The 13489-nt window shown below is 69.3% G+C and carries 1 pseudogene; it reads left to right on the top strand.

Annotated elements, in window-relative coordinates:
* Positions 1-95: 95 nt before the first annotated feature.
* Positions 96-13373, top strand: a pseudogene (locus tag ACFTWF_RS21030) (amino acid adenylation domain-containing protein); the annotation flags it as partial.
* Positions 13374-13489 lie beyond the last annotated feature (116 nt).

Below are 13489 nucleotides of genomic sequence, written 5' to 3'. Positions count from 1 at the left end.
CGCCGGGGACTGGACCAACTACGCCGTCGAGATCAGCCGACGATCATCGAGATCATGAGGCATTCGGACAGTTCGAATATCCGACGTCACCGTTAGACGACGGGGTGCCCGCGCAGCTCGTGGTCGATACGGTGGATCTGCCGTGGCGTGAGGTGGATCTGACCGGTTCCGGGCCGGCCGCCGAGGCGGAACTGCTGCGACTGCTCGACGCGGACCGGGTCGCCCGCTTCGACCTGACCCGGCCACCGCTGCTGCGGCTGCTGCTGATCCGCACCGCACCGCAGCGGTCTGTGCTCGCGATCACCAACCACCACATCATCCTCGACGGCTGGTCGATGCCCCTGCTGGTGCGCGAGCTGCTGGTGCGCTACGCCGCCGGCGGCGCCCCCGCCACCCTGCCGGAGCCGCCCTCGTACCGGACCTACCTGGAATGGGTGTCCGACCGAGACGAGCGGGAGTCCGCCCGCGCCTGGGAAAACGCACTGGACGGACTCGAGGAGCCGACGCTGCTGGCGCCGCAGACGTCCCCGGCGCACCATTCGGTGCCCGGCGAGGTCGACATCGCGCTGCCCGACGCGTTGATCGAGTCGCTTGCCGCGGTGGTCCAGCGCGGCGGGGTCACGATGAACACCGTGCTACAGGCGGCGTGGGGAATCCTGCTGTCCCGGATGCTCTCCCGCGACGACATCGTCTTCGGCGCCACCGTTTCGGGGCGCCCCCCACAGTTGCCCGGCGTCGAGACCATCCTCGGGCTGTTCATCAACACGCTGCCGGTGCGGGTGCGGGTGAACCCGGACGAGACCCTCAGACAGCTGCTGACCCGGCTGCAGGGCGAGCAGGCCGCTCTGCTCGACCACCACCATGTCGGGCTCGGCGACATCCAGTCCCGGGCGGGTCTGGGCAACCTGTTCGACACCCTGTCGGTGTTCGAGTCCTACCCCGTCGACACGTCCGGATTCGATGAGAATACTGACATCGCGGGCATGAGGGTGACCGGACTCGATGCCCGCGACGCCACCCATTACCCGATTACCCTGCTGACGATCCTCGAACCCCGACTGCGGCTGAGTCTGCGCTACCAGCAGGGACTCTTCGACCGCGCCGCCGTCAGCGCGATCGCCGCCCGACTGACCCGGATTCTCGAGACCATCGCCGGTGGTGCGGACACCGTGGTCGGTGCCCTCGACATCCTCGCCGCGGGCGAGCGGGAACTGGTCGTCGACGCCTGGAACGCGACGGCGCACCCGGTGCCGGACACCACCCTGACCGCGCTGTTCGACGCTCAGGTGATCCGCACACCCGACGCCCCCGCCGTCGCGTTCGAGGGCACGGTCCTGTCGTACGCCGAGTTCGACACACGCGCGAATCGGCTGGCCCGGTACCTGATCGGCGCCGGGGTGGGCCCCGAATCGCTGGTCGGCATCGCGGCGGACCGGTCGGTGGACCTGCTGGTGGCCATCTACGCCGTGATCAAGGCCGGCGGCGCGTACGTCCCGATCGACCCGGACCAGCCGGCCGAACGCCTCGAGCACGTGGTGGCGACAGCCGATCCGGTCCTGATCCTCACCACCGGCGGCAGGGGCGCGGCGCTGCCGGGCGCCGCCCCGGTCGTCGACCTCGACACCCTCGATGTATCGGATCGGCCCGCCGACCCGGTGACGGACCTTGACCGGTCGGCGCCGCTGCACCCGCGCCACCCCGCCTACGTGCTCTTCACCTCCGGCTCCACCGGCCGACCCAAGGGTGTCGCGGTGCCACACGAGGGCATCGTGAACCGGCTGCTGTGGATGCAACACCGATACCCGCTCGACGCCGACGACGTGGTGCTGCAGAAGACCCCCGTCACGTTCGACGTGTCGGTGTGGGAGCTGTTCTGGCCGTTGCACACCGGCGCGCGGCTGGTGATCGCCGCACCGGACGGGCACCGCGACCCGATCTATCTCGAACGGGTGATCCGCGACCAGTCCGTCACCACCGTCCATTTCGTCCCGTCGATGCTCGAGGTGTTCCTGGCCGGGGCAAACCTCGACCGGTGCACGTCCTTACGCCGGGTGTTCACCAGCGGCGAGGCGCTGCCACCGACCACCGCGACCCATCTGCACCGCGTCAGTGGGGCGCAGCTGCACAACCTGTACGGACCCACCGAGGCAGCGGTCGACGTGACCGCCTACCAGACCGGGCCGGACGACACCACGGTGCCGATCGGGGCCCCGGTCTGGAACACCACAACCTATGTGCTCGACCCGCGACTACGCCCCGTACCCATCGGGCTGCCCGGCGAGCTGTACCTGGGCGGGATACAACTCGCCCGCGGATACCAGGGCCGGGCGGACCTGACCGCGGACCGGTTCGTCGCGAACCCCTTCGACGCGGCAGCCGGGCACCCGTCGGCCGGTACCCGGCTGTACCGCACCGGCGACCTGGTCCGGTGGCTGCCAACCGGGCAGCTCGACTACCTGGGGCGCACCGACTTTCAGGTCAAGCTCCGCGGGCAGCGGATCGAACTCGGCGAAATCGAGGCCGCGCTACGCCGACACGAGGGTGTGACGCAAGCCGTGGTGGTGGTCCGCCACGACCGGACCACCGGCGACTACCTCGCCGGATACGTGGTGTGCGCGGACGGGACGAAAGCGGACGAGCGAGCCGTCCTCGACACCGCCGCCGCCACCCTTCCCGGCTACATGGTGCCCTCCGCCCTGGTGATACTCCCAGAACTGCCGCTGACCGCGAACGGCAAACTCGACCGGAAAGCGTTGCCGACACCCGAGTTCGCGGGTTCCGCGGACTTCATCCCGCCCAGCACCCCCACCGAGCACACCCTCGCCGAGATCTTCACGGAGGTTCTCGGCACCGCGCGGATCGGGGTGTCGGACAGCTTCTTCGACCTCGGCGGCAACTCGCTGATCGCCACCCGGGTACTCGCCCGCATCGGCGCCGCGTTCGGCACCGAGGTGAGCGTCCGGGAGCTGTTCGAGGCCCCCACCGTCGCCGGCCTGGCCGCCGTGATCGACCGGCCGCACACAGGCAACAGGCCGCGGCCGGCGCTCGAAGCCGCACCCCGGCCCGACCGGATTCCGCTGTCGCCGGCGCAATCCCGGATGTGGTTCCTCAACCGTTTCGACCCCACCTCCGGCGCCTACAACGTGGCGGCCGCGCTGCGACTGTCCGGCACCCTCGACGTCGCCGCCCTCCGCCGCGCCGTCGCGGACATCGTCGAACGACACGAAACGCTGCGCACGATGTACCCCGACACACCCGACGGCCCGCACCAGCGGATCCTGCCCACCCACACCGCAGCCGGCCGGGACCTGATCGACACCGCAACGAACGTGGTCGCGGACACCGAACTCGACGCCCGGATCGCGGCGGCGGTGACCCGCGGGTTCGACGTCACCACGCAGATCCCGATCGCCGTGACATTGTTGCCACTCGAGGACCCCGATGAACACGTGCTGGTGCTGGTGGTGCACCACATCAGCATCGACGGCTGGTCGATCCAGGCCCTCGCCCGCGACCTGGTGCACGCCTATTCGGCCCGTACCGCCGGCGATCCGCCGTCGTGGGCCCCGCTGCCGGTGCAGTACGCGGACTACGCGCTGTGGAAACGGGCGCTGCTCGGCGCGGAGGACGATCCCACGTCCCTCGCCACACGGCAACTCGCGTACTGGCGTGCGGAACTGGCCGGGATACCGGAGGTACTGGAGCTGCCCACTGACCGGCGGCGCCCTGCGGCGCCCAGCTACCGTGGCGCCGGCATCGACTTCACGATCGACCCCCCGGTATATGCGTCGGTCGCGGAGCTGGCGCGCACGGCGAACGCGACACCTTTCATGGTGCTGCACACCGTGCTGGCGCTGCTGCTGTCGCGGCTGAGCGGTGGCCGCGACATCACCATCGGCACCCCGGTGGCGGGCCGCGGCGAGCAGGCGCTCGACGAGGTGGTCGGCATGTTCGTCAACACCCTGGTGCTGCGGGCCGCCGTCGACCCCACACTGACGTTCGGAGAGCTGCTCGCACGCATCCGCGCCACCGATCTGGCCGCGTACGCGCACTCCGACGTGCCCTTCGAACGCATCGTGGAGGCCACCAGCGCGGGGCGCTCGACGGCCCATCACCCGCTCTTCCAGACCGTGCTGGCGCTCGAGGACACGCATCATCACCGCATCACGCTGCCCGCCCTGCAGATCACCGAGCAGCCGGTCGAGTTCGCGATCGCGAAATTCGACCTGCAGCTGGTGGTGGCGGAACGGTTCGACGAGCACGGCGGCCCGGACGGCGCCTCCGCGACGCTGACCTACGCCCACGATCTGTTCGACCGGGCGACCGTCGCGACGTTCGCGGACCGGTTCACCCGCATCCTGCGGGCCGCGGTCGCGGACCCGTCCGTGGTGGTCGGGGACATCGAGATCCTCGACCCGGCCGAGCAGACTGCGCTGGCCCAGGACCCGGATCGGATCGCCGTCCGCACCCTGCCCGAGTTACTCGCCGACGCAGCACGGGATCCGGATGCGACGGCGCTGGTGTTCACCGGCACCGGCGGGGCCGGGCCCACCGAACTGACCTACGGTGAACTCGACCGGCGTTCGAATGCCATCGCACGCCAGCTCATCGCCCGCGGCGCCGGCCCCGAGTCCTTCGTCGCGATCTCGGTCCAGCGTTCGGTGGAGTCGGTGCTCGCGCAGTGGGCGGTCGCGAAGACCGGCGCCGCGTTCGTGCCGGTGGACCCCACCTATCCGGCCGACCGGATCACCCACATGCTCACCGATTCCGCAGTGATCAGCGGAGTCACGACGTCCGTGCACCGCGACACGCTGCCGAACACGGTGGCCTGGACGGTTCTCGACGATCCTGGCGCTCTCGCCGAGATCGAGGCGCAGCCCGATCACCCACTCACCGATGCGGACCGCCCGGCGCCGCTGCGGCCCGAGAACCCCGCCTACATGATCTACACGTCGGGCTCGACGGGTACCCCGAAAGGGGTGGTCGTGCCCCACGCGGGACTGGCCGCGTTCGCTGCCGAACAGCAGACGCACTACGGTGTCGGACCCGGCGCACGCACCCTGCACTTCGCGTCCCCGAGCTTCGACGCATCCATCCTGGAACTGCTGATGGCCACCGGTGGCGCGGCGACGATGGTCATCGTCCCCGTCGACGTATACGGCGGTGCGGAACTGGGCACGATCCTGCGCGACGCCGGGCTGACCCACATGTTCCTCACCCCCGGCGCTCTCGCGACGATCGACCCCGAGGGTCTGGACCGCATCGGTGTGGTGGTGGTCGGCGGCGAGGCATGCGAGTCGTCCCTGGTACGCCGATGGGCGCCGGGGCGGAAGATGTTCAACGCCTACGGACCCACTGAATCGACGATCATGGCCACCCAGCACGGGCCGATGACCGCGGGTGATCCGGTGCTCATCGGCCAGCCGGTCCGGGGGACGCAGGCGCTGGTCCTCGACGAGCGGCTGCACCCGGTACCGCTCGGGACGCCCGGTGAGCTGTACCTGCGCGGCCAGGGCCTGGCTCGCGGCTACCACCGCCGGGCCGCCCTGACCGCGGACCGGTTCGTCGCCGACCCCTACGGGACCGCGGGAACCCGCCTCTACCGCACCGGCGATCTGGTGCGCCGAAACCGGGCCGGAGAACTGGAATACCTGGGGCGCACCGACTTCCAGGTCAAGGTGCGCGGGCACCGCATCGAACTCTCGGAGGTGGACACCGCCCTGGCCTCGTACCCGGGCGTCCAACTGGCCGTCACGGTCCCCCACCCCAGCACCGGTACCGTCGTGTCGTACGTGCTCGCCGCCGGCGGCCACACGCTCGACCCCGCAGTGCTGTCCGCGCATATCGGGCGACTGCTGCCGGACTACATGGTGCCCTCGGCGATCACCGTCCTGGATTCGTTGCCGCTGACTCCCGCCGGCAAGGTCGATGTGCGGGCACTGCCCGCGCCGGTGTTCGCCGTGCACGAGTTCGTGCCGCCCCGCTCGGAGTCCGAGTCCCTGATCGCCCGGGTCTATGCGGACGTCCTCGACGTTGCGTCGGTGGGCGCCGAGGACGACTTCTTCGCGATCGGCGGCAACTCGCTGAGCGCGACCCGGGTCATCGCCCGCCTCAACGCCGAAGCCGGTACCGCGCTGGCCGTGCGGGAACTGTTCGAGTCCCCCACCGTCGCCGCCCTGGCCGCCCGCGTCGACGCCGCCGAACACCGGTCCGGCGGACGTCCGGTATTGGGTCATCGGATTCGGCCCGACCGGGTGCCGTTGTCGTTGGCGCAGCAGCGGATGTGGTTCTTCAACCAGTTCGATCCGGAGTCGGCGGCGTTCAACATTGCGCTGGCCATTCGGTTGTCCGGTGCTGTGGACGTGGCGGCGATGGCGGCGGCGGTGACCGACGTGGTCGACCGGCACGAGGCGCTGCGGACGGTGTTCCCCGACTCCGATCGCGGGCCGTCGCAGGTGATCGTGCCGGTCTCGGGGCTGGCATTGAATCTGGTCCCGGAGCCGGTGCCGGTGAATGCGGTGCAGGCCCGGGTGTTCGAGTTCGCCGCCCGCGGGTTCGATGTGGCTGCCGAGGTGCCGCTGCGGGTGCGGCTGTTCCAGCTCGATGAACGCGAGTTCGTGCTGGCGATGGTGGTGCATCACATTTCCGGTGACGGTGGGTCGACCGCGCCGATGGCCCGGGACCTGGTGGTGGCCTATGCGGCCCGCCGCGCTGGGGGCGAGCCGGGGTGGGCGCCGCTGCCGGTGCAGTACGCGGACTACACGCTGTGGCAGCGGGAGGTCCTCGGCTCCGAGGACGACCCGGAGTCGCTGATCTCCCGGCAACTGGGATATTGGACGACGGTGTTGGCGGATCTGCCGGACCTGGTGGAGTTGCCGACCGACCGACCCCGTCCGCCGGTGCAGTCTCCGGCCGGCGCGAAGGTGGACTTCACCCTCGACGCCGACCTGGCCGAACGGATCGACCGGCTGGCACGCGGCAGCAATGCCACCTTCTTCATGGTGGTGCACGCGGCATTGGCGGTGTTGTTGGCGCGGCTGAGCGGAACCGACGACATTCCCATCGGCACCCAGATCGCCGGCCGCGGCGAGCAGGCGCTCGACGAGCTGGTCGGGATGTTCGGCAACACCCTGGTGCTGCGCAGCCGGGTCGACGGAGCGGCGTCGTTCGCGGATATTCTCGCCCAGGTCCGGGAGGTCGACCTCGCTGGTTTCGGGCACCCGGACGTACCGATGGAACGGCTGGTGGAGGTTCTCAACCCCACCCGCTCGACCGCCTACTCCGCGTTGTTCCAAGTGCTGCTGGTGGTGCACAACTACACCCCGGCCGCGGTGTCGCTACCCGGCCTGGACATCACGCCGCTCGACACCGACATGGTCGGCGCGAAACTCGACCTCGAATGGCACCTGACCGAGATCGTCGACGCCGACGGGCACCGGGACGGAATCACCGGTTCGATCATCTACGCGCTCGACCTGTTCGACGAATCGACGGTCGCCGGGTTCGCCGCCCAACTGACCGCGATCCTCGACGCGGTCACCACCGACTCCGGCCGCCCGGTCGGGGAGATCGAGCTGCGCAGCCTCACCGAGCGGGCGGCGATGGAGCGGTGGAACGCTACTGCCGTCCCGCTGGGTGAGGTCACCCTGGCGGCGATGTTCGACGAACAGGTCCTTCGGACCCCGGCCGCACCAGCGGTGGTGTTCGACGGTGAGTCGTTGTCGTATGCCGAGTTCGACGCCCGCGCCAATCGGCTGGCCCGGTACCTGATCACGCGCGGGGTCGGCCCGGAATCGCTGGTCGGTGTGGCGATGAGCCGCTCGATCGAGATGATGGTGGGCCTCTACGCCGTCCTCAAGGCCGGTGGCGGGTATCTGCCGCTCGATCCCGAGCATCCCGTCGAACGCACCGCGTATGTGCTCGAGACCGCCGCACCGGTGCTGGTGCTCACCACCACCGTCGACCGGGTTTCGTTGCCCGGGTCGGCGGCGGTCGTCGACGTCGACGATCTGGATCTGTCCGGGCACGACCCGGCGTCGGTGACCGACGCGGACCGGTGCACGCCGCTGCGACCGGAGAACCTGGCCTACGCGATCTTCACCTCCGGATCCACCGGGCGGCCGAAGGGGGTCGCGGTCAGCCACCGGTCGGTGGCCAACCAGATGACGTGGATGCACGAACGCTACCGGCTCGGGGCCGACGACACGGTGCTGCACAAGACCCCGATCACCTTCGACGCGTCGGTATGGGAGTTGTTCTACCCGCTGCAGGTCGGGGCCCGGCTGGTGGTCGCGGCCCCTGGCGGGCACCGCGACCCCGAGTACCTGGTGGCCACCGCCGCGCAGTGGCAGGTCACGATCTTGGAGTTCGTGCCCTCGATGCTCGCGATGTTCCTCGCGGACTCCGCCCTCACCCTGCCGGCGTCGTTGCGGTACGTCTCGGTCGGTGGGGAGGCGTTGCCGGCGGAGCTGGCGGCGCGGTTCGGCGCCCGCACCGCTGCGGTGCTCGACAACACCTACGGACCCACCGAGACGACGGTCACCGCGACCGTGCACCGCTGCCTGCCGCGGGCGGCCGGGCCGGTGCCGATCGGCACGCCGATCCGGGGCACCCAGGCCTTCGTCCTCGACGCCCGGCTGCACCCGGTGCCGGTCGGGGTTCCCGGAGAGCTGTATCTGGCGGGGGTGCAGGTCGCCCGTGGCTACCAGCACCGCCCCGATCTGACCGCGGACCGGTTCGTCGCCCACCCCTTCGGGGAGCCCGGTGCGCGCCTGTACCGCACCGGCGACCTGGTGCGGTGGAACCGGAACGGGGAACTGGAATACCTGGGGCGCACCGATTTCCAGGTGAAGGTGCGGGGTCTGCGGATCGAGCTGGGTGAGATCGAGGCGGCGCTGACGGCGCAGGAGCCGATCGCGCAGGCCGTGGTCATCGTGCACGACGGCGAGTTCGGGCAGCAGCTGGTCGGGTATCTGGTGCCCGGGGACGGATTCACCGTCGACGTCGACACCGTCCGTGAAACCCTCGGCCGGACCCTGCCCCGCTACATGGTTCCCGACCAGCTGATGATCCTCGATGCGGTGCCGTTGACCGTGTCCGGGAAGCTGGATCGGCGGGCGCTGCCCGACCCGGTCCTGACCACCCGCCGATTCCGGGCCCCGACCACCCCGATCGAGGAAACCGTGGCCGGTGTGTTCGCCGACGTCCTCGACCTCGACCGGGTCGGCCTCGACGACGACTTCTTCGCACTCGGCGGCAACTCCCTCATCGCCACCCAGGTGATGTCCCGGCTGGGGGCGGCCCTGCACACCCGGGTGCCGGTGCGGGTGATCTTCGAGGCGTCGACCGTTCAGGCTTTGGCGGTGCGGGCCGAGCAGCATGCCGGTGAGGGCGGGCGCCGGGCGTTGACGCGGCGGGAGCGGCCGGAGCGGGTGCCGTTGTCGTTGGCGCAGCAGCGGTTGTGGTTCCTCAACCAGTTCGATACGTCCTCTGCGGCCTACAACGTTCCGTTCGCGATCCGTCTGGCCGGTGACCTCGACGTGGCGGCGTTGCAGGCTGCCGTCGTCGATCTACTCGGTCGGCACGAGGCGTTGCGGACGGTGTTCCCGGATTCGGAGGGGGGCCCGTCGCAGGTTGTTGTGCCCGCGTCGCGGGTGGTGGTGGATGTGACGCCGGTGCCGGTGGCCCAGTCCGACCTGTTGGTGCGTGTGGGTGAGGTGCTCGGTGCGGGGTTCGATGTGGCGGCCGAGGTGCCCGTGCGGGGGGCGCTGTTCCGTGTGTCGGAGTCGGAGCACGTGCTGGCGGTGGTGGTGCACCATATTTGTGCGGACGGTTTCTCTACGGGGCCGATGGCCCGGGACCTGGTGGTGGCGTATGCGGCCCGCCGCGCCGGGCACGAGCCGGGGTGGGTGCCGCTGCCGGTGCAGTATGCGGACTACACGCTGTGGCAGCGGGAGGTCCTCGGAGCCGAGGACGACCCGGGGTCGCTGATCTCGCAGCAGATCGAGTACTGGGCGGGGGCGTTGGCGGGTCTGCCGGACGTGCTGGAGTTGCCCCTCGACCGGCCGCGCCCCGCGGTGCGGTCGGGTGTCGGTGCCAGCGTCGACTTCATCGTGCCGGCCGTGACGGTGCAACGTCTCGAGTGGCTGGCTCGTGAGCAGGGGGCGACGCCGTTCATGGTGGTTCACGCGGCGCTCACGGTGCTGCTCGCCAAGTTGAGCGGCACGTCCGATATTGCGATCGGGTCCGCGATCGCGGGCCGGGGTGATGCGGCGCTCGATGATCTGGTGGGCATGTTCGTCAACACGTTGGTTTTGCGGGCCGATTGCGAGCCGAACCAGTCGTTCGCCGAACTTCTCGGGCGGGTACGCGAAACGGATCTGGAGGCGTTCGCTCGGGCCGACGTGCCGTTTGAGCGGCTGGTGGAGAAGCTGAACCCGACACGGTCGCAGTCGTTTTCGCCGTTGTTCCAGGTGATGCTGGCGTTCCAGAATTATGCCCAGTCGGGTGTCGACCTTCCGGGGCTGACGATCGCGCCGCTCGAGGTCGAGTGGGAAGCGGCGCAGTTCGACCTGTCGATGACCCTGGGTGAGCCGTCCGGCGGTGAGGGTGCCTATGTCGGTTCGTTGTCCTACGCGACGGACATCTTCGATGCCGCGACGGTGCAACGGATCGCGGATCGGTTCGTGCGGGTTCTCGACGCCGTCGTCGAGGATCCGTCGGCGCCGGTCGGGGACATTTCGGTCCTCGACGACGACGAACGGCATCGGATGCTGCTGGAGTGGAACGATACCGGGCACGCTGTCTCGGAGGTGCTGCTGCTCGACGGGTTCGATGCGCAGGTACGCCGGGCACCGGACGCCACTGCGCTGGTGTTCGAGGGTGATTCGTTGTCGTATGGGGAGTTCGCGGCTCGGGTGAATCGGTTGGCGCGCCTGTTGATTGCGGAGGGTGTGGGGCCGGAGTCGTTGGTGGCGCTGGGTATGCGGCGGTCGCTGGATCTGCTCGTCGGAATGTACGCGGTGGTCCGGGCCGGTGGCGCGTACGTGCCGGTGGATCCGGACCAGCCCAGCGAACGCAACCATTATGTGCTGGAAACGGCGGCACCGGTATGTGTGTTGTCCACGACTCGGGACGGCTTCGCCGCCTCCGGGTATCGGGTTCTCGACATCGATGCCGTGGACTTGTCCGAGTACTCGGCGATGGGGGTGGAGGAGTCCGAACTCCTGACGCCGCTGCGGCCGGAGAACCCGGCGTACGTGATCTTTACCTCGGGGTCGACCGGACGGCCGAAGGGAGTGGCGGTCAGTCACCGCGCGATCGTCAATCTGCAATCGTGGATGGTCGCCGAATACGACTTCGACGACTCCGACGTGGTGGTGCAGAAGGCCCCCGTCACGTTCGACGTATCGGTGTGGGAGCTGTTCCTTCCGTTGTCCGTCGGTGCTCGGTTGGTCATCGCGCGTCCCGACGGGCATCGGGATTCGGAGTACTTGCTGTCTTTGATGAAGGACACGGGGGTCACCGTGGCAGAGTTCGTGCCATCGATGCTGGCGGTGCTCCTGGCAGACTCCGATGTGCAGATCCCCGATTCGTTGCGGTTGGTGTATGTCGGTGGTGAAGAACTGCCGGTGGAACTGTCGGCGCGTCTCGCGACGAGGTCGCGCGCACGCCTGGACAACATGTACGGTCCGACCGAAGCCGCGGTCACCGTGACGTCCTACCGGTTCGATGAACGGGAAGTGCTGACCGTTCCGATCGGTGGCCCGGTGTGGAATACCACCGCGTTCGTGCTGGACGGGTGGATGCGTCCGGTGCCGGTGGGGGTGCCGGGAGAGCTGTATTTCGGTGGTGTGCAGTTGGCCCGCGGCTATCACGGCCGGGTGGACCTGACGGCGGAGCGGTTCGTCGCCGATCCCTTCGGCGAACCCGGTGCGCGCCTCTACCGCACCGGCGACCTGGTGCGGTGGAACGCGAATGGTGACCTCGAATTCTTGGGGCGCACCGACTTCCAGGTGAAGGTGCGCGGCCTGCGGATCGAGCTGGGGGAAATCGAATCGGCACTGCTGGTCGATGACTCGGTCGCGCAGGCCGTGGTGATCGTGCACGAGGGCGACGTCGGCCAGCAACTGGTCGGGTACCTGGTGCCCGAAAGTGGCCGAACGATCGACACGGAGGCGGTGCGCGCCGTAGCGGGGCAGTTGGTCCCCCGCTACATGGTGCCGGATGTGTTGGTGGTGCTCGAAGAGTTTCCGCTGAGCCCGAGTGGAAAGCTCGAACGAAAGGCGTTGCCGACGCCGGTGTTCGCGGCGAGAGAGTTCCGGGCGCCGACCAATCCGATCGAGGAGGCCGTGGCCGGTGTGTTCGCCGACGTGCTCGGGCTCGACCGGGTCGGCCTCGACGACGACTTCTTCGCACTCGGCGGCAACTCGCTGGTGGCCACCCGGATCGTCACCCGGTTGAGGGGCGAACTGCAGACCGCGGTCCCGCTGCAGTGGATGTTCTCCGATCCCACGGTGGAGGCCCTGGCCCGCCGGATCGAGGACGGGGTCGCCGACGCGACGGAGGACGGTTTCGGCCCGCTGTTGACCATCCGCGCTGGAGATGGCGCGGGGCCACCGCTGTTCTGCATCCACCCGATCGTCGGATTGTCGTGGTGCTATTCCGCACTACCCCAGCATATGGACACCGATGTGCCGGTCTACGGCCTGCAGAGCCCGGGGATTGTGGAGCCGGACTTTTCGCCCGCATCGCTCGAGGACCTTGCGGACCGCTATGTCCGCGAGATTCGCCGTGTCAGGCCGTCGGGTCCGTACCGGCTGCTCGGCTGGTCGCTCGGCGGCGTCATCGCACATGCGATGGCGGTCCGGCTCCAGGCGGCTGGCGAGCGGGTCGACCTGTTGGCCATGATGGACAGCTTCGTGGGGTCGAGTGTGGCCGAGGACGGGGCGGTCGAGGACATCTCGATGAGCGAGCTGCTGGCCGGGTTCGGCATCGACGACGGTGCCGCCGACACCCTGTCCGAGCTGAGTATCGATGGTGCCGCCGTCGCACTCGCCGAACTGACCGGCGAGTCCGTCGAGCGCACCGAACGGCTGGTGGCGCGGCTGATGGCGACCGCGGAACACAATTCCCGGTTGATGTCCGAGTACCGACCGCAGCGCTTCGACGGCGATATCATCTTCTTCACCGCCGCGGCCCACGATCCCACGGGTGAGTGGGCCGCCCGAGAATGGGAGACCGCGGTCACCGGGGTGGTGCACAACCATCCGGTGGCGGCCACCCACTGGCGGATGACGTCCCCCGAAGCCCTGGCCGTCGCCGGCCCCGTCCTGAATACGGCCCTCGGCGACGGCGAGCACCCCGATGAATGAGACCGGCAATCGTCGAGCCGGTGTCGACTCACCCATCTCGCGGGATCGCCGCATCATCTGCCGCATGGTCCCGGAATCGACGTCGCACCCAGTTGCGGGCGCGGCAACCCACACCC

The organism is Rhodococcus sp. NPDC056960 (assembly GCF_042674125.1).
In the GTDB taxonomy this organism is placed as follows: Bacteria; Actinomycetota; Actinomycetes; order Mycobacteriales; family Mycobacteriaceae; genus Rhodococcus_F.
This window is presented reverse-complemented; position numbering and strand designations above follow the sequence as displayed.